The following is a 20,401-nucleotide window of genomic DNA, read 5'->3' as shown; positions in this document are numbered from 1 at the left end:
TTTAATACAAACCAAAGTTGCGAGGGTCAACGGTTGTCCCATTCACAGATGTTTCAAAATGTAGGTGTGCCCCGGTAGAGCGTCCTGTAGAGCCAACCCTGCCAATGGCTTGCCCCTTCGTTACCTTTTGCCCTTTCTTCCAAGGCACACTGTTAGTCTGCAAGTGGGCATAAAGGGTCGTGCGACCGTTCCCGTGATCAATTTCGATCAGGTTGCCGTAGCCCCCCCCACAGCTAAAGTTGCCTTCAGTACAGGTGTTGATGATGTCTTTGACAACTCCGCCATCGGCAGCAATAATCTGAGTGCCTCTTGCGGCACCGTAGTCAACGCCAGTGTGGAGGCTTGCCTGTCCGGTCACTGGATGAGTGCGCCATCCATAGGAGCTTGTCACCGTTCCTCCAACGGGTCTTGTGTAGGCTCCAGTCGGTTTCCCGTTACCCTGCGGAATAGCCGTTGAACAAGTAGATTTGCCGCGTCCCTTGAGTGAGCGCTGATAGCCTTCAACCGTGCGCTGTCCGTATTGAGCAACGGTGGGACCGCCAATGTAATCGCGCTCATTACTATGACTGCACCCACCGGAGTACCAATTCTCGCCAAGACAGACTAAGAGACCATCCCCACTCTTTCCAAGGCGCTGATAGTATTGGATGTCTTTGGTCATTGCTTGCTTGAATAGTACGTCTTGCTCAGCAGGTGGAAAATAACGGAGCAGTTCTGAGGAACTGGGTCTATAGCCTCCGTCCATTTTTTGAAGGAACTCCCTGCCTCCGGGTTTTCGGGCAATAACGGGACGCACGTCTTCTCGAAAGCTCATGAACTGATAGCGTCCAAGGGGAACCATGCAACCCTGGCGATCGCAGTTCACCTGCCCGACGGCGCTGTAAGTTCCAGAACTGGCACTCTCAATACTGGTAATCGCGTCTGATAGTGACCTCCAATCAACTCCACCCGGACCATTACCACAAAGGGTTCCACCGCCAATTTCGCCGTCTGTTTGATCTGGATTGTAGGTTCCGTTAATTTGGTCGATTTGGTCTTGAATCTCAGAGGGTAGTTCAGTGACCGGGGGCAGGTCATTCATCCCACCAGCACCATCTGCTAAACCAACAAACACCAGTCCTTTTTCTTTTGTGGAAAGCCAGGGAACCGGACCAATAAAGTAGGGAGTGCAACCCAGGTCAACGAAGGCTTTCTTGATACAGATACGGAAGTATAGTCCAAACCTGCCTGTCCCAGTAGATTCATCGGTATCAATCAGAACTACCTTAAAAGCTTTGCCAAAGGATAGTCGTCCGGTTGGTTCCATGCCGTTATTGAGTTGTCCCAGGATACCTTTGCCACCGGGCACCATTTGCTCACCATCATCTTTGCCACCCCGAATCCATCTAGCTCCATGCAACCCACCGGGGTCACTCATGCCGCCAAAGCCAGAATAGCCAGGGGCATTGAGTTCGATATAGTCACAGCCTTTGGCTTGAGTGCAGTTGTAATTGAAGCCTACTTTGTCACTGCCTGTGATGCTGAACTTAGTTGGTTTCTGGCGTGATTCTTTATGCGTTTGGTTGCCGCCATAGGTGACATCGTGAATGGCAACCATTCCAAAAAATTGAAATGGGTTGATCGGGAATTGAGCGAACGGGATTTTGTCTAGACCGGGAATGCCAGCGATCGCAGAACCTTGCCAGTCCTTGAGATTGACCAATGCTGTTTGATCGAGTCCAGGAATGCTGGTGAAGCTGAACTGGTCAAGGTTGAGATTGTTCAGCGACAGCGACCCTAGCAAGTCATCGGCAGCGATCGCCGATAAAGGTTGACTCGCTAAACCCAGATTCATACTTGTTGGAAGTTTTAGGTTCACTAGATCGAGCAGTGGTTTGACCTGACCTAGCGGCAACTCTCCTAAACCGGGAATAGCTTTGACCAAACTGGAGATCGTCTGCTGTTTCATCAGTTGTAGGTTGCTTAGGCTCAGTTTGCTCAAGTCCAGCCCAGCAGACTGAGCGATCGCGTTCAGGTTGAAAGCTTCCAGTCCAAATGTTTCAGAGACATCGCCCAGTTGCATCACGTTTGCCAGTGGGGTTCCTGCCTCCCATACACGAGATGGATTCCAACCCAATTCACTTGTGATATCTTCTGGAATTGAAATTGCTCCTGCTTCCTGAAGAACAGGCAAATTGGAAAACGACACACTACCAAAGTCTGGAACAGTCGCACGGTTATAAGTTACTGTTGGCAGCCATGCCTCATCCGCCTTAACCTGTGGTGGCGCAAGGCATAGCAGCAAAGCGATTAAAATCAATAGCGTCAGAATACAAAGCCAGCGCATGGGAGTTGAACACAATCTGATGCTGTAAGGCTACGAACTCCGTCTGACTGAGATATGACTGCCATCAAGCAGTGATCTGACTATGCTCCTGTTCTTGTGCTTTCATTTGTTGCATTACCCGGTTTGCCTGATATTCGAATCGTTCAGCGTCCAGATTGGTAACGCTTGTTGCCCGAATTGAAATGACTCCCTCTTGCACCTTCAGAATAATCCCCCGATCCTGTTCCAAGGTTGAGTCGGGCAGAATGTGACAGTCTGACTCGGTAGGCTTGCTCCCTCTTTCTGAAGCCAGCGCATAAAGCGAATCATTCTGAGCGAAGAGGGTATAGGTCTTTCCCACAAACAAGGTTCCTCCTGCCTGCGGCTCTCCTGCTGTGTCAAGAATCTGTTGAGCGCAATCGGCTATCGTTTGCGTTTGCCCTTGCCAGTTGGTTTTATCTTGAGCCATGACGCGCAGATCTTGCTCATTTGGAGGAGTGCCATCTTGGGTGAACGCTTTGCCGATCCCTTCAATCCTTTTGAGATGGGTTTCTGAACGTCCCACGTCTCGTGCCTGTTTGTACCAGTCGCGCAATTCTTGACGAAATCGCAGCAGTTGCTCATTCCAATCTTTGCCCTGAGTTGGAGTCATGTGAATCACGTTTGCAACGGATGTATTCAGTTTTTCAGATAGTCTCCGACCATCAGCATCGTTGTCGAATGCGGCAATAACGCTACCGCCTCGACCCACAACAGCCTGTAAAGCCTCGGTTGGCATGGAACCTTTGCCATCACTGGAGAGGTAAATTGTCCGTCCTTGATTGTGCTGCCCTTTCTCTAAAACTGCCAGAGAAACTGCGTCGATCGCTGATTCCGTCACAACCACTCGCTGCACTTCGCCTCTACCCACTCCCATCCAGAACCAGCCGTTGTCTTTACTAGAGCCAGGAGCCAGTCCTTTGAAGTCTCCGATTGTGCCTCGCAACGTTGCTCCGGTTGTCTCTAATCGCTCCCAGGTTCGAGGGTCAAAGGTTTGACGTAGGAATACGGCATTACAGCGATCTTCGGCGTACACCAGTCCTTGATGATGCAATTTGTCTACCCAATTCGTCGGTAGCCCACGGGTTTGGGTGAGATATTTTCTAACCTGATCCCAATTTGGCTCATTGGGAAACGGTAGCTTCAAGGATTTTGGCTCTTGAGACTCTTGGAATGCCTGGGCGGGGATGGATTGCTGTTCCTGCTGCTGAGTCAGCCACTCTATAGCCGTTTTGAAATCCCCTCCTCGCACTGCCATCGTCAGGCTGATGGCTCCGACTCCGCCCTGCTCGGTCTTCCAATCCATGAACTTGTTGTTGGTAATGCTAACAACGTGCTGTTTTTCCCGATGTCCATCGACCTCAGCCCAAGCATTCCATTTGGATCTGTCGGTGCGATCGCGCTCTAATCCTAAAGTCGCAGCAACGACTTGCAAGTCTAAATTTCTGACGGAATCCGCCAGCTTCGTCAGTTCTGCGTCAACACGATTTTGTGGGATAGGTTCAGTAGTTTGTTCTGGAGGAGAAACTTCTACAAGTTCAATCGGTGTCTCCAAAAGAGGAATGGGACGAGCGTTTTTACCCGACCAGTCCTCACAAATGACTGCTTCAACTTCAACAGGTATATCGGTTAAGAAGTGTTGCCCTGCCTCCAGCATGGATTGAACTAACAGTTGCCCTGCTCGTTCTGCTTGCGCTTGGGGTACTTCGATCACAATTTCGTCATGCACCTGCATCAATAATCTGGCATCTAACTTCTGGGGTAAGGAATCTCTGGCTTCGCGAAAGGCTGCGATCGCCAGTTTGGTAATGTCAGCAGAAGTTCCCTGCACCGGGGCATTGATAATTTCCGTAAAGGGAGCTTCGCCTTTCCAGTGTCGCAAACGCCCACCGAGAGTTTGGCAAGAGTCAGCATGTTCCTGCTTGACGCGATCGTGCCAATCTAGAAGTCCGGGATAGGTCTTGAAGAATTGCTCTCGATACTTCTCGGCTTCTGGGAGGGATAAGGACACTCCATAATTGGTGCGCGCATAGGTTTGAAAACCATGCGCTTGCATTCCGTAAATCAGCCCGAAGTTGACCGCTTTAGCTAACCGTCGCTCATCACCTGTAATTTGGGAGATCGGTTTGTGCAGCAAGAAACTGGCAGTCAAGGCGTGTAAGTCTTGTCCGTTTTGATACGCCTCGTTCATCCGAGGTTCGCCACTCACCTTTGCGGCAATCCTAAGTTCAATCTGGCTGTAATCCGCTTTCACCAGCACATTGCCCGGAGCAGGTTCAAAACAGCCCTTGATCCGTTGGTCACGAGGCACGTTTTGCAGGTTGGGTTTGTCACAGCTAAAGCGCCCGGTGACGGCTCCACACTGATTAAGATTTGGGTGTAGTCGTTCCGTCTTGGGGTGAACTAGAGCTGCGTACCCCTCCGCGTAGGTGGAAAGAGCTTTTGTTACCCTGCGATACTCCAGCAGTTTGCTCAGAACGGGGTGCCGTTCCTGAAGCGGTATCAGAGTTTCTTTCCGGGTATTTTTGACTGAAATCCCTATCTCTTGAAGTGCAGTAAGTAATTGCTTGGGACTCTCCAAGTCAACTTTGAAAGAGGTTGGATTTAGTAGCGATTTCTGAACCGCTTCGGGCTTAGGCAACCTCTCCCATAGCTCTTGCTCTAAGGCAACTTTTTGCTGCCCCAGTTCACCTGCAAACGCTTGTAGTTTCACCCGGTTGATGCTCATACCGTTCCACTCCATCTCAGCAACGGCAGGGATGGTACGAAATTCGAGCGAGGCTGTATCAGTTAGCCCTTTTTCCTCTAATTTGGCTGTCAGCGATTCCCGTAACGGCAGCAGCACAGCCGTATCTCTGGCAGCACAATCAATTTGGCTCTGGGTAAGTCCTCCCTTCCAGTTACTTTTCTGCTCAGATTTGTCCAGTTCAATTCCCAGGTAACGATGAGCGATCGCCTCCAACTTGTGAGATGTACTCAGCCCAGCATCAATCAATTGCGACGCAATCATCGTGTCAAAGATGTTCCCTTTGACCTCTAAACCTGTTGCTTTGAGCATCTGAAGATCAAAGCTGGCATTTTGAAAGACTTTTTCTGACTCGCTCTGAAATAGATGGCTTAAAGGCTGCAAATCTGCTTGAGAAAATGCTGCACAATCAATCACGGTTACCGGACAATCTGCTGCTGCCAGTTGAATTAATCTCACCTGATCGGAATGAGGATCAAGTCCCGTTTTTTTGGTATCGATCGCCAATACTGGTGTGCTTTGGTAACGGTCAACCACCTGCTGCAAAGCGTCAAGAGTATTAACCAGATCAATCCCCAGTTCATCCTGAGAAGCTGGTGTCTGAGAGGTAAGGACTTCGCTGATTGCTGGTTCTGGTTTCTCTTCAACTGCCTGATTCTTTTCTTGCTCAACCACATGGACTTCAGTATTTGCCTGATCAAGCAGTGCGATCGTCGAGTCAAATTTTTCTAGAGGCTCTTGTTGAATGCCTGCTTCTAGAACTGCTGTTGCAGTATCCAGTTTGTTATCTAGATGCAGTATTTCAGAAATATTTTGTTGGACGGATTGCAATTGCTCTGTTGATGTCTGAAGCGATGTCTCCATTTCACTGCCGTTTGGTGAAAGCTCAACTACTGTCAAAGTACCAATTGAAGTCTCCTTCAATGCCTGTTGCTTTTCCCAGGCTTCCCGTGCGGTTACGGCAAACCCTTGATCCAACACATTGCGTGAAAAGGTTGCTGCAAATCCGCGATCGCAGTTACGGCTTTCTCCTCCAGTAAACGGGTTTTGTACGGCTGTCTCAGTTAGCCGTAGTTGGGAGTCTGTTTCCCCAGGAAGAATTTTGAACACCATTTCGCCATCATGAACACATTCAAAGGTGTCTAAATTTCGGTAGTGAGTCATATAAAGCTGGTTATTATGACGTTCGACCACCAGAGGCAGATATGGCTCATTCTCAATTCGCAGATAAAAGTCATCAGCCTGAACAATGGCTTCGGACAATTGGGCTTCACTCAGAAACCTACCGATATTTTTCTCTGCTGTCCCTGCTATTTGCTTGACAGCAATTGATGAGATTTGAAGAGTTGTATTTGTCAGATCTGAGACAACAGACTGATTGCCATCCAGTTGAACTTTGGCTGCGACTGGTTGCTCTGGCATTAGTTGCGGCTGCTTGGAAAAGTCATCTTTAATCGGGTCAACCAGAATGAGCGGGACATTAGCTTCCGAACTTTGCTCAACCTGCTCATTCTTAGCTACCTTAAATCCAGGGTTTTTCCCTTTTGATCCAAAAGAGTCTGTAATTGGTTCTAACTCAGGCAGTTTGACTCCCAGGTACTCCCGCGCTTTGTCTTTGAAGTCAAATGCAGCGAGAGAAATGCCCTGTTCTTTCATCAAAACGTTCAACACCCCGTCAATTCGGTCTACTGAAACTATCAGTTCCATGCGATCGCTCACCGAGTAGAAATCACTGCCTGCTGCCGCAATAATGTTTGGATCTAGCGAGAAGCGATCGCCGATTGCAGACTGCGGTGTTTGCAGCACAAAGCCAGCCGCATTACTAGCAAATTGGGCTGCTGCCTGACTTTTGATCGTCAGTACTTCATCCAGGGTTTTGACTGCTCCCTGATAATTTGTGAGTTCTGTTAAAAATACTTTGACCTGACGAGGCTCTTTGAAGGCTACAGGTTGCTCCCGCAGAGATTCTTGAATATCGAAACTGGCAGGCATAATCAACCCCTGCCGCACATTTCCCTGATGATCTGTGTAGTTGAGAAACTTCCCGGTTGGGTACTTCTCGTAGGCTTTCAGTAGGTTGCCCTGAAAAATCTGCCGCTCTGTGCGCTCTGCTCGTTGCTTTAGGTCAAAGGCTTCGTAGATGTCTTGCCCTTCCCAATTGGTGTCCTGCTTAGTGATAGTCGTCATCATGCCTTCCTTACCTCGGTTGAAGCGAGTCAGCGGAATGTTTAGCATCCGGGCATGATTGTCTGTGAGAATTTGAACTCGCCAATTAGTCGGTGCAGTTGGGCTACCATTTTGTCCTTTCTGCCAGACCTTCGCCACTACTCCGTAGGTAATATTGCCTTCTGGCGACACAACCCGTACTGTCTGACCCGATGGAAAGTTACGGATAATTCCACCTACGTGGGTAAATTGGTTCTTAATTCGCTCTCCCGCTTTGTCTTTGCCATAATTGTCGTGTTTGGCAGATAAAATTTCAGCCCGATATTTCATCGTCTCCCGTCGTAGTTCGTGAACCGTGTGCTGTGCTTGCTCCTTTGCCTGTTTTTCTACCTGATAAAAGTCGTGCTGATTGACCTCTCTGATTGGCTCCAAATCTAGATTTTCGCGCACCAGGTTGATGACTTCTAACTGACTGAACGGTTTGACTGGAACTTTGGCATCCACCACATCCAGGTAGACCGATCCAGTGAACTCGTTACGAACAGTAGAGTTATCAGGAATAATTTCCATCCGTCCAATTGTCCGGGCATCCAGATCAAGTTGCTGCGCCTCCAAAACGCTTTCACCCATTGCCTGTTTTTGAGCAACCAAATCCAAAGTTTCAGACTCGATCAAGGCATACAGATCCTCCTGCTCCTTCACTGAAAGCAAGGGAATTCGACCAGTGGTGCGGCTGATAACTTCAATCTCAGACTCTCCCTGTAGCCTTTCCCTAGGAAAGGCTAGCTTTGCTTCCAGTTCCGGGTGATCATCCAGAATCTCGTTGATTACCTCTTCCCCATAGGGTGTGAGGAAATCAACCACGTTAGCAACTGATAGAGCAGAATCGCGATCGGCGGTTGTGTTGGCGTTGAGGGTTGCCATCTTGTGAGAGAGAAGGGCACCCAAACGCTTCTCTGCTGGAATATCGCTCATCAAGTAGGTGATTTCGGGTTCAGACACTTGCCCAAACCGATTTACCCGCCCCAACATCTGCATCACCTGGTTTATGTCTCGCTCTGCCTGCGCCATGATCAGGTGTCGCTGCTGCTGATCGGCGAACTTTTCGGAGGCATGAAGGTTAATGCCAGTAGAGCCAGAACGGTTGAGAATCAGGATATCCAGTTCTCCAGCATTAAAGCGGTTGACAATTTCTACCTTTGCCTGAGGAGTTGTTTCTTTCGCAGAACGACGCGCATAGCCCTGTTCCCCGTTAGGACTGTAGTCGATGATGTTTTGCCGTCCGGTGACCTCATCAACGCGAAAACCTGCCTGCGTTAGTCGCCATTTAATGTAGTCGATTGAACTGAGCGGGATTGCAGACAGATCAGTGCCATCAATAATTTCTCTAGCGTTGTCATAAGCAGCTAAAGCATCATCCCCTAACTCGTCATCGGTCATCCGTCGTCGAATGCCGTTGCCTTCATGATCCTTGATCGTGACATCCCGCGATCGCTCCAGGTAACGGCTCAAAACATCGCCAAACGAAATGGTGATCGCGTCGCCCGGTTGCATCCCGTTGTCTTCGGCGTACTGCTTGATGAAAGCATCCATCGTGTTAGCAACAGCAATCACAGGCTTCTGACCCCGCCCGATTGCCGCGATCGCTTCTTGTACCGTTGCTTCTGCTTTCTGGCACAGTAACCCCTGATCGATCGCATTGTTCATCAACGAGGTGAAGTTGGTAGACTTCGCTCCTGACTGACCGATGGAGTTGTCTTCGCTAGCAGCTTTTGCCTCCTTTTTCATCTCCTTGCTAAGTTTGGCAACTGCTTTTTCTTTAGTCAGGTCAAATTGGCTAATCGATCGCATGATCGAGGAGATGTCATCGGCAACTTGCCGATCTGCTGGAACCACTTTTGACTGGAATGACACGCCTTCAAACGATCGCTCTCGCCTTAGCATCTGACCAGACGCAACAAATTTGGCTGCCATCATCTGTTGCAAGGGAACACCACCCTCTTTCAGGGTTCGCTGCAAGAAGGAAATATCAGTTACAGCATCAGAGGCATCGGAGCGACGGGCGTAGAGATCCATCACTGCCGGATCTTTAATCGCAGTCGCACTGGCAAACACGGCTCCCGCACTGCGATCAATCAGTTCTCGTGCGAATTCTGCCCGGTTCGGAGCCGCACTATTACTGACCCAGCCTTTCTCTCCAGTGCTGCCGCCTGCTTCATGTGCCTCATCAAAAATGAAAATTGCTCGTGGTGCAAGGTCGCGCAAAAAGTCCCGTCGGAATGGTTCTTTGCCATTGTCGATTGTTTGAAGCTGGCTGTAGGTAGTAAAAATAGCTTGATAGCCGCCCATCCCCTGCTGCATTAAGCTCTGCATTTCTTCCTGTTGCTCGACAGGATTGCCTGTTCTAAGTTTGCTGCCATCCGGTAATTCCAGCTTTAGGTTGCTATCAGTTGCAAAAACTCTCACTCCAGACTTGCCAATGTCTTGCAGGTCAGCCAGCATCGAAACATACAGAGTTGATTTTTGCGTGACAAAAACCGGAACGTGCCCCTGATTGATCGCATCGATGATTTGACTCGCACAGAATCGTCCCTTTCCGTTCCCAGTTTGGTCGCCATTGAGAAACACTTTGCTTTTGTCCCGTTGCCAAAATGCCAGAGCATTTGCATCAATTTGCTCGGCGTATAGGTGCTTCCACAGTTCGGCTTTCGACGGATAACCCATGCGCTGTTGCACAAACTCATCCACATCGCCAACTGCCTGTTCCAGCTTATCGAGGGCAGTCTGAGCCGCTGTTGCCATGTTCGCCGGGATAAGCGTACCGGGTGATCTGCCCTGACTACGGGGAATATATGCAACGTTCAAGATCGCATCCGTCTCTGGACGCTCAATATCTGGGTTTGCCATTGTTTGAATCCTTGCTTGTGCCGTCTGGTTGGAAGCTACCTGTCCATGCCGTAGGTCAGGTCTGAAAGCCAGTTCTCCAACGTGAAGTTGTCGTGGTTCGCTATCCACGCCTGCGGGGTCTCTAGTTCGTTCGATTGGATTGGGAGGGGAAAGTCCAGTCCCGTTTCTCGAAAGCGAACCATGAATGTCTCGTTGCGCTCCAGAAATGTCTCCGCCCACTCTAGAGTCCACCACCAAAGGGGTTCGAGTTCCTTCGTCTGATAATCCTCGTAGAGGTTCGGCGGTTCCTGAAGGTACAACAGTTTGAGGGCTTGGCTGAGTCGGTAATGAGTCTGCATCTGGTCTTCGCCGCTCTGCTCCATCCAGTGATGAATCATCCATTGAATTCGCAGGCTCATCAGTTGGGTATAGTCCCGCTCTGGTATCTCTGCTATCCCACCTGATAGCTTGACCATCAGCAATGACTGATTGCCTGAGTCGGGTATCCAAATCGCCGGAAAGTTGCTGTAGTTTTGATAGGTCGTCTTGATGAACTGGCTCATTGGGCAGTAACTCCTTGAGTGCATCGAATGATTTGTAGATGATGGGTACATCAGCGGCAGGTAAGCCTCGCTGGGATTTTCCTCGTCCCTCAATGACGATTAAATCAATGGGAAAGCCTGCTCCCTGTTTGCGGTAGAGATCACCCCAAATCGAGGCGTGCTGAGTAACGTTGTAATGCTGATAGAGAGCATAGAAAAATCCCCGACTTTCGATTGAGTTATAGCGGTCAGAGCGCAGATTCTCGTCGCTGCCCAACTTGCCTCCCAGAATCAGGACGGCTCGACCATCATCCTTCATTGCTTCCAATGCATGAAGGGCGATCGCATGGTCAATCTGGCGTGTCCCCCGACGATTACCAAGCATCTCAAACCGTTTTACTTTTCCGTCGTCACCATGCACAACGCCAAATGGTGGATTGGTGATGATTACATCGACTTTCCCGTCTGGTCGGTAGGTGCTGGCATCGTGCTGAGTTAGTTGCTGGTAGCCTCGCTGTTTTAGTTCGGCAAAGCGATCGCTGTTTAATTCATTGGCAATCACATTGGCTGGATTCGCTCCGATCAGTAAGGCTCCATTTCCAGCAGTCGGTTCGTAGACGGTAGTTTCTGGTGTAATTCCTGCCAGTGTGGAGGCAAGGTAAGCGATCGAGATTGGCGTACTGTAAGCCTGTTGGAGAACGGAAGTAGAGGAACGAACTCCCAATGTTGGCTGACGGTTGAGTAGGTCTACGAGTTGGTCATACGCTTGGTGAGTTGATGAAGACTGAGCGATCAGGTGTGGCGCAACTCGGACAATCGCAGCTTCCATTGCTTCATCTACCAGCTTGGTTAACGGACTGCCGGGAGGAATGGGTACATTCAAAAAATTCTCAGCTTGCTTTCGCGCCTGATTAATTCGGGCGTAATTTTCTCCTTCCAATAGGGAACTGTGGAAGGCTCTGATCAGAGCTTCCTTGCGATCGTTGAACATCGTGAACGGTTATTACTGGGTCAAATAGTGAGGGCTAAAAATCATCCATTGCTTTGGCATCGGGGGAGCAAGGAGAAGGCTTAAATATCACATCTAGCTTCGCTTCTAAATCCGGGTCTTCCTCACGCATTATGGGAGGTGTATCTGCATTGTCATAATTAGTTTCAGTTGAACTTTCCGAATGTTTTGATCGCAGTTCCTTAGAAACTTGATTAGAATTCTGATTCTGGTTCATAATCTTTTTTCTTAAGTCAATTCTAGTTCCCGATCGCGACTCCGTTCGGCAGTCCGAATACTTTCGTAGGCTGCTGTAAATCGAATCATCAAGTGTTGATATTGGGTAATGTCTACCATTGATTCCACTTGTTCACGGTTGATTATAATTGCATCATCAGAAGAGTTATAGGGAATGAATCGCAGGCGATCGTTATCTAACTTTTCAATGAGGTAATCATTGTTTCCAGGTAACTTTTGCTCTCCAGTGCGATCAAAATAGCCATGAATTTCCTCAACCACTTCTTTTGCTTGAAAAGTCAACGGTTGATGCTCTGCCTGATATTCAGCCTCCGCCTCAACGGTATCTTCAGTCACCTCTACAGAGGCTCTCACGGCTGCTCCGCCTTTAATGTGTCCATACTGGTCGCGCATGACTTGCACAGGTGCAGCATCTTGAAGTACCTGTTTATGCAAGGTTGATGAGTCGCCCATTGCCTGCCCGATCAACGATTCAACTTCATGGGCTGGACGAAGCTCAACGGTCGCTGGCTCTTCCACCTTTTCCCCAATCTGAGTCACCAACGTTATGTCATGCACTCGTCGAACATCAGTGTTTTCTGACTCAATTCTTTCTAGACTCTGCACTTGACTTGCATTAGGCAGTATAGCGTTGACTGTCACTTGTCCCTGTTCTTGATGGAAGCACTGTACGCCATTAATTTCAATATCAATCAACTCACCATCCACCACTTCAATTAGCTCGGTAGAGGGTAAAGCGGGACGTTCGATCGCTTGGGTCAGCATAGCCAATTGTTCTGGTGATAATTGCTCCAATTGTGATTTCAGGTCAGGCAATAGGGCAATGATGTAGGTGCCCTCGATTTGCAAGTGTACTTCTGCCCCCGCCTCAAGTTGCGGAGGCGTTGGACTACCAGACACCAGTAGCGGCTCTCGTCCTTCTAATAAGGGTGGGTTGCTTCCAGAAAGCATATTCCGTTCCGGAATAATCTCAATGTCGGTGAACGGTTCTTCTTCCGCCAGCCATGCATCCATTTCCAGAACAGGTGGCGCTTCCTCTTGCGTAGGAATATTAATTGGATACTGGATTTTAGAGAGAAACTGAGTCAGAGCTTCCAGGAACGTATTAATGTCGCCTTGAACTTTTTCAGCGTTGTGCGAGGTCATATCTAACATAGTTCACCTCAAAATGCTGCTTGTAAGGTTTGTTTCATTTGGGTGTCCTTGAGTTTCTTGCTGCTAGAACCAGAGGACGGTGCATTACCTGGTAACGGCAAAATTCGCTCTGCTTCAGCTCCTCGTTCCTCAATCATCCGCTCAGTGTAGACCCGCAACTCCTCGCGGGTCAGTTTGGGTTGGGGACTACGATCGCTCAACCGTTGCTTAATTTTTTCGTTCCACATTCGTTTTGCCCACTCCTGTTGTTGCTCAACTGCTTTGGGAATTTTGATCTTTTGTGCCATCGGAATTCCTACTTCGTCTTGTCCAGCAATTGCCGGATTAATCAAGATGCACTTACCGGGCGGTAATCGGAGAAATTGATCGGGACTGTAGAGTTTACGAGTTCGATCGTTGTCGGAAACATTGGTACTGGCTTTGCCGCCACTGTGACCCTTTGATTTTTGCTTGAGACTTAGCTGCTCCTCGCCAATATAGTCGCTTGACCACTGAGCCGATTTCAATTCCTGCGGGTTAAACCAAGCTTTCGTAGCACAGTTGGAAAGGATGGTACGCGAGAGTGATTCGCCGTAGCGTTGCTCCAGTTGACCAAAATCCTGATAGCCCATCACTGTAGTTGCACCTGCTGATCGCTGAGTCGCAAACGCTGTTGCCAGGTCAATTCCGACGGTAGGGGCTTCATCCAGCAGAAACACAAACGGATCTTTGCGGGCGATCGCCACATTCCGATCCAACACCATCTGCATAATTCCGCTCAAGAATGGTGCCAGCGCCGTTTTAACCGATTTATCCATCCCAACGACCACTAACGTTTTTCCCTCCAAGGTCAATGGCAGTGTAGTTTTACCACAAAACGCATTTGCCAATCCTGGGGTGGTGAATGGGACGAACAGGTTTTGGGCTGTACCTCGGATGCTGTCTGCTGTTTTCTCGCTACCTGATACAGAAAGGTACTGAGAAAAGGTGTTTTTGGTTAGTTTGCTCAACTTTGATGCCTGAATGCGTTTGGGCAGATCAGTCATGGTCAAAATAACCTGGCACATCATCATGTCAGGGAATTTCGTTTGCTTTGCTAGTAGCAGGACAGCCTGAATCAGCAAGTCTCCCGCGATCGAAAAGAATGGATCGTCAGATGCATCTCTATGTTCCGATCTCATGCATTTGTGCATAATCGAAGCAAGCTGCCGCGCTGCCATGCCGTCCATGTCGTCAATTAAAAAGTCCAGGGGATTGCAAATTTCAGACTCGTCCATTCCAGGAGCAAAAACATGAATCTTGTATCCTGCTTTGACTGCCGTTGGCAGAATCACCGATACCAAGCTGTCGTTTGGTTCGGTGTATTTAAAGTCAAAGCAGTAAATTGGCATATTTTGCTCGATCGCAGATTGAGCAATCGGAAGTATCAAACTGGCAGTCTTACCAGACCCTGCCCCACCTGAAACGGCTATTCCTCGTTGAGCATCTGGCAAATAGAGCGAGTTGTAAATTTTAAAGGCGACGACATTGTGTTTCCGAGCGGCAATTTGCTTGAGCGCCTTGCGTTTAGCTACTGCCCTTTCTCTCGTTCCGGCAAACCGGGCAGTAGCAAGTCTATTCTTTCTGTTAGTGCCACGCCCTAACCAGGCAAGCACCAACCATCCAGTTAAGGTAATCAGTAGCATTACGCCGTTCTCCCCTTTCATTGCTGTGGCAAGAGCACCAAACTGATCGCTAATGCCGCCAGGTATCTGAGTGGGCGTTGAAACGGTTTGTTGGGTATTAGCAGGAGGCATGGCTAGGCAGTTGGAGTTGCGGGAGGATGAAGGAGGGCTTTAATCTGTTCAAGGATCTGACTGATAAGCTCAGACCAATGACTTACAGTACTGGGAATTTCAGCGGGTATAGTGGGGAGAATTTGCTCCACGGATGGCAGCATTTGAGGAGTTATGGATTGTTCTGTTCCTGACTCCAGATTGCCAATAGGCATCAACTCACCATTGCGGTAGCTCAGGAATGGTACGGGACCAATCGCGTAGGGACTACAGGAAGTTTGCTGCTGAAACTGGCAGAAGCGGAAGTATAAGGCAGTCTGTGCCTGTTTGGGCGAAACCTCTGTCACAACCACTTTGAACGCTTTACCGAATACATTGCGTCCGGTTGGTTCTGAATGGGTAGGAGACTGAGCAACATCACTTGTTCCTCCTTGTACCCATTGAGCTAAACCAGAAATCCAGCGTTTCTCTTGTAATGCAGGTGGGTCAGAAAAAGTGATGCTTGTACAACCAGTGCAAGGTATTTGATAGCCGATCGCACTGCTGCCAGAAATGCTGCGACTGGTATCTTTACCCGGCTTTTTGATATGAGCAGTAGGCAGTTGGATCACACCACTCCTGCTGCTATCGCTTGGCGGATTAGGAAATTGTTGCCAGGGCATTTCTCGTAAGCCAGGAATATCCGTCAGCTTGGCTTCCTGCCAACGCCTGAATGCTTGCAAAGGAGCGTGAATGAGACCAGGAAAGTCATCTAGAGTGTAGACTGTCAAGTCAAAGTTCTGAAAACTCAATGCGCCTAGCGTTGGGTCTTGCTCCAATAACTGAGGCAGAGTTTTTTCCGTCAGTCGGTAACTGGGTTTGGCTGATTTAAGCAGATCCGAAAGGGGCTTGATTGTGCTAACTGGCAACTGTTCCAATTCAGGCACAGCAAGCGCTAGATCCGCGAGAGTCTGCCCTGCCAGTAGTTTGAACTGACTCAGTTTCACCAACTTGATCGGTGTTTGAGTAGCAACCGCGATCGCGTATAGATTGAGGTCTTGTAGTTTGAAACTATCCTGAAAATCACCCAAAGTCAGCAATTTCTCAACGGGTTGCCCTGCTGACCATTTCTGCCCGTTGAGGGAACCGGACTGCGCGATCGCAGGTAGATTAGCGAATGATAAGCGTGACCAATCTGGAGTAACCGTTTGTTCTTGACCTCGCGTGATCATCACAGTTGGAATGGTTGCAGTTGAACTGGCTGTAGGGATTGAAGAGGGGACTTTACTGGAGGGAACTATCTCCAGTAGTGCGGCTGATAAAACGAAAGGCAACATAGTTATTTCAAAGAAGGTTGCTGTAGAAAGGATTGTGATCGAGGGGGTGCAGTTGGAGCAGACATTCCCATCTCTGCCAATTTGGATACTACTGCCAGAGACACCTGCGCCTGCTCTGCTGCTGGCTGTAATGGCATTCCATTGCGTGCCAATGCCAGAAAATTCTGTACTCGCAAAACCACTGGGCTTGTGGCACTGATTAGTTGTTTAGCGATCGCTCTTTGTAATCCCCGATCCACGTCACTCCAGTTAGCAGTTTGATCGTCACCAATAGTCAATCCACCCGATGCTTGGGAGTCTGGAGCGATCGCAAGCGTGGCGTACTGGGGAGACCCAGAGCCATATCTAACTTCAAACAGGTAGGTCTTCTTCCCATAGCGGGAACGAGTGATAACGGTTAGCAGGGTAGCTTTTGTTTCAGGTAGATTTGGAAAGTGAATACCCTTTACTCGTTTCAGATGGACGATACTGGCTCCTTTTCCAGGTGGAGCATCGAAGTCTACAACAACAGCATGAGGATCGTCTAACCAAGTGCGGGAGATAGTTTCCCCAGTGCGGGTAAAGTCAATATTCGTACCAGCACCCGCCCAAACCGTGACGCTGGCTCCATTTCCACTTAACCCTTGGGCAATAGATTGAGAGAGCGATCGCACGATGGGAGCAGCAACCACTGGAGTAATTTCAGTCACCACCGAGATCGCCAGAGGTAAAACAATGAGATTACGAAGGATGCAGTTCATAGGGCAACCTCCATTGGCGCACTGACAAAAATCGTTAACTCTCTGTTAGCTGGGACGTACCACAAGTTAGGGCGTTTAAGGATTTGATCAATTTCCTGCTGCTGCCTTTGAGCAACCCGATCTGCCAGTTTGCCAAAGCCCCCTTCTAACAATCCACCCAAGATATTTGTTTGACCATTGGAAATGGATGTTGTGGATAGGTAAGGACTGGTGGTTGTCGTTTGATTGCCAGGACGATTAAGTAATCCGCCAACCTGACCCAATGCACCTAATAGGGCAACAGTGATGTCTTTTCCAGCCAAGCGTCCTCGTTCTGGATTCTGACGTTCTGCTACCAATGGTTTGCCTGCCTCGCCTACAATCTGGATCGCCCCAAATGGAAGTTCAACAACCTGATTTCCCTTAGCACTAGGGGCAACAACAGCGATTACCGATAATTGCACCATGCCGCTTTCCGAAACTGCGTCCACCTTTGCTACCATCTGTGTGCCAGCAGGTAGAGCAACTGAGCCATCGGCTGCATAAATAGGCTGAGTCAGTTGTAAGCCAAACCGTTGCGGTTGCTGTTCAGATTTCAAATCCTGTGCCCAAACGATCGGCGTAACTAAAGTGCCTGTCGCTGTTGTGCCGGGAACGATCGCAACAACTCGTCGAGGTTCACCTGAGAGTAGAGCCGCTGCATCTGCCTCGTAGCGAGTATCAGTTGCTAGTTGAGTTGTAGGCTTTTCAATTGGTGGTTCAGGAATCTCATTAAACGCTGAGGTTGTGCCCGTCTCCATTCCAAAGCTACCAAGTGCCAATGCCTTATTCCATGCTTCTTGTGGATTGACTTGTGGAGTCGGGATGGCTGCGATCGCGCCAATATTGCTGCTTCGCACCGAAACTGGAGCCGGAGGCGAAAATGTCCGAAAAGGAGCAGAGTAGACAGGTGCAGGTGAAACAGAAGTGAACTGACGAACAGGAGTAGATCTAATTGGGGTCGTCTTTGGCTTTTCGCCTGATTTCACCGGAATCATCTGCCGGGTTCCCATGCGTGGAGCCTGTTTAAGCACTTGTGCTTGACTACCCAATGCTGTAACAGTTTTGAGACGACCAATCTCAGCCTGTTCTGGGTCAACCTTTAAGGTTGTTTCTGGCACATTAGACAGGGGTTTGGGGTTATTCAAGTTCCTGTTCCAATTACCGTTTAGACTCCAGACAAACAGTCCGACCGACCCAATCGCGACTGCCATCAACACAGATACAACTCCACCCTTCGCCATCGGGTTACTCCACAGCGGAGTTTTCGTCTTCGTCTCCCGTTCTTCTTCCAAGTCTTCGTCATCCAGTAGGGGCGGTTCTTCACCGTCCTGCTGTGTTGGCTCTGGTTTTGTTGCAGTCCGAGCCGCCTTGTTGAAATCAGGCTTGTATCCGGTCATGGCAGCAAGTTCTGCCAGTTCATCCCACTCGTCTTCCTTGGGGAATTTCTCCTTAAATTCAGGGGAATCAGGAGTTATTTCTGAGGTTGAATGCTTACTCATATCGATGAAGCTCTATTGATTGAGTTGTTGAATATCGAGGTCACGAATTTCACGAATCTGTAAGCCGCTTTCCTGAATGCGGTAAACCGCTTTTTGGATAGGGCTGGAATTGTCTGCAAGCGGATCAATGGTGGGTTCGATCGCGGCAACGAAGATGCTTTTGTTGAAGGGAACTGCCAGCCCTTGTGGATGAGTGGAGTCAAAAATCAGCAGGCTAGCGACAATATCAACCTGCCACTGCCCTGCTTTCACAGGTTTGGGCACAGAGACTGACTCAAAACTGAGAACACTCTGCGCTCCGCCTGTGAACACTTCTGAAGGAGTCATCCTGGCAACCTGCTCTAAAAATGGGTTGCGAAAATCTTCTTTTAAGGCAAAGGCGGCTTGCCAGCTTGCCGTAGTAATTCGTCCGCCTGTGCCGATTGAAACGCCTGGATCTTTTACGGTGTCTGAAGTGCCCGTGGAGGCGGTAGCCATATCTTTGTTCACAGGGATTCTGGCATTCCAGGTAAACATCAGTCCAAGTGAATTTTTGACAAACTGACGAATGACCGTTGAAGTACGTTGATCAGTATCTACAGCTTCCATTGCGACTGATCGCCCGTCCAGCAGTTGCACCATCGCTGGGGCTGGTTTACGAACCATTGACCACAGGCTAACTGCGCCACCACTGTTGATTAGTAGGTTGAGGAGTTGTAGCCCTAGAGTGCCAAGAACAAACAACGGAATCAGATCGGAAGAATCAATGAAAGGCTTCTTGTTGCGGTTGAAAATTTGCATGGTCGTTTACCAAATGAGAAGAGAGAGGAGTTACCGTCCTCGGACAGCTTTCGCACCACCGATCGCGGGAGAGAAGTTGCTGAGAGTTCCGATCGCTCGTGCCATGCCTGTGTTGATTACGTGGAAGATTGCCATGCCGCCTCCGGCTGCCAGCGCTAATGCCAAAGCTGGAGCGAGAATTGCCATAATGACTAGAAAACCCATCGTGTCAGTGGCTTCAGCGTTGACTACGACAACGGCTGCTAATCCAACGATGATGTTGTAGGACACCTTTGCTAATCCCATCGCAAAAAAGCCAGTTAGCCATGTCCAGAGTGATTTGCCATCGAACATAAATGCACCTGCCACCGCAAAAGGAGAAATTAGTCCAGTCAGTAACATTGAGATTTCCAGGAGGTTGGTGAACCCCCACTGAAATCCCCACAGCACAATTCGCACCGTCTCTTGCGCGGCTGACCCAACAAATCCGCCTAAAAAACCTGCGACTGCGAAGCCCGGAGCCGTAACTACACTCCCAACATCGCCGCCCTGCACCTGAGCACCACCCACCTCGATCGCGCCTTGAATCCCGCGTTGTACGGCTCGAATCGGACCTAACAGGTTGGCAATGATTGGAAGCTCAGTTTGAACTGCCCCAATTGTTTGCTCAACCTGTTTGTTGGCTTCCTCCAGGCAGGTAATTTGTTTTTGTCCCACCATGCCGTAGCACTGGCTCAGTTGAGCGCGAATCTCGCTGATAATTGCTCCTTGAGTAGCAGATGCAGTGATGGCATCGCGAATGCGAGTGTCTAGTAGTGTCACTTCCAAAACTCGATTGGAAAGGTTATGAACAACTCCGCGTAAAGTTCGGACACTTCCGGCTAGAACGAAGCCGTTATTTGCCAGCAATCCGCACAGAATGAATGCCAGTACCAAACTTTTGAGCGCTGCGGCATAGTCCTCTTCATCCACCATACGTTTGATGAATTGGAGCATGAATAAGACTAAAGCACCTGCTGCAAACAAACCAGAGTAATAGACGATCGTGGTGAATAGTGGACTATCAAAGGCGGTGAGCCAGTGCCGATTCCAGGCTTCTGCGACCTTGGTGCTGGTTTGCAGTCCTTCATCTAGAATCCGACTGGCTCCCTCGACTGCCAACAAAGATGGAGTGAACATGATGATGTGTTTCGATTAGGATTGCCTTACCCTAAACAGTCGATCTGA

General features: G+C 49.1%; 10 protein-coding genes. All 10 read right to left on the bottom strand.

Annotation, left to right across the window (positions count from 1 at the left end; all coding sequences use genetic code 11):
• Position 1 precedes the first annotated feature (1 nt).
• The 10 genes from AC1S5B_RS06725 to AC1S5B_RS06680 all read right to left on the bottom strand — a co-directional run bounded on the left by AC1S5B_RS06725 (position 2) and on the right by AC1S5B_RS06680 (position 20,353).
• The gene (locus AC1S5B_RS06725) at positions 2 to 2,326 is read right to left on the bottom strand and encodes a M23 family metallopeptidase (RefSeq protein ID WP_482034911.1); all 2,325 of its coding nucleotides are present in this window, start codon (positions 2,324 to 2,326) and stop codon (positions 2 to 4) included.
• Between the two features lie 64 nt (positions 2,327 to 2,390).
• A complete protein-coding gene (locus AC1S5B_RS06720; protein ID WP_482034910.1) occupies positions 2,391 to 11,675 on the bottom strand; it encodes a bifunctional 3'-5' exonuclease/DNA polymerase in 9,285 nt (3,094 codons plus the stop codon).
• A gap of 34 nt (positions 11,676 to 11,709) precedes the next feature.
• Positions 11,710 to 11,910 (bottom strand): hypothetical protein, encoded by a 201-nt coding sequence (locus AC1S5B_RS06715; RefSeq protein WP_482034909.1) that lies wholly within the window; start codon positions 11,908 to 11,910, stop codon positions 11,710 to 11,712.
• 11 nt (positions 11,911 to 11,921) lie between these two features.
• Entirely contained in the window at positions 11,922 to 13,085 is a 1,164-nt protein-coding gene (locus tag AC1S5B_RS06710; RefSeq protein ID WP_482034908.1) for a hypothetical protein, read from the bottom strand.
• 8 nt (positions 13,086 to 13,093) lie between these two features.
• Positions 13,094 to 14,860 (bottom strand): type IV secretory system conjugative DNA transfer family protein, encoded by a 1,767-nt coding sequence (locus AC1S5B_RS06705; protein WP_482034907.1) that lies wholly within the window; start codon positions 14,858 to 14,860, stop codon positions 13,094 to 13,096.
• 2 nt (positions 14,861 to 14,862) lie between these two features.
• Positions 14,863 to 16,155, bottom strand: a complete 1,293-nt coding sequence (locus AC1S5B_RS06700) for a hypothetical protein (protein WP_482034906.1) — start codon at positions 16,153 to 16,155, stop codon at positions 14,863 to 14,865.
• A 2-nt stretch (positions 16,156 to 16,157) separates the two neighbouring features.
• Entirely contained in the window at positions 16,158 to 16,895 is a 738-nt protein-coding gene (locus AC1S5B_RS06695) for a hypothetical protein (protein WP_482034905.1), read from the bottom strand.
• On the bottom strand, positions 16,892 to 18,415 hold the full coding sequence (locus AC1S5B_RS06690; protein WP_482034904.1) for a TrbI/VirB10 family protein: 1,524 nt from the start codon (positions 18,413 to 18,415) through the stop codon (positions 16,892 to 16,894). Before AC1S5B_RS06690 ends, AC1S5B_RS06695 begins: the two co-directional genes overlap by 4 nt.
• A 12-nt stretch (positions 18,416 to 18,427) precedes the next feature.
• Complete coding sequence (locus tag AC1S5B_RS06685) at positions 18,428 to 19,195, bottom strand: hypothetical protein (RefSeq protein WP_482034903.1); 768 nt, start codon at positions 19,193 to 19,195, stop codon at positions 18,428 to 18,430.
• A gap of 30 nt (positions 19,196 to 19,225) precedes the next feature.
• Entirely contained in the window at positions 19,226 to 20,353 is a 1,128-nt protein-coding gene (locus tag AC1S5B_RS06680; RefSeq protein ID WP_482034902.1) for a hypothetical protein, read from the bottom strand.
• Between the last annotated feature and the right edge of the window lie 48 nt (positions 20,354 to 20,401).

It is taken from the genome of Leptolyngbya sp. CALU 1928 (assembly GCF_056784215.1).
This window is presented reverse-complemented; position numbering and strand designations above follow the sequence as displayed.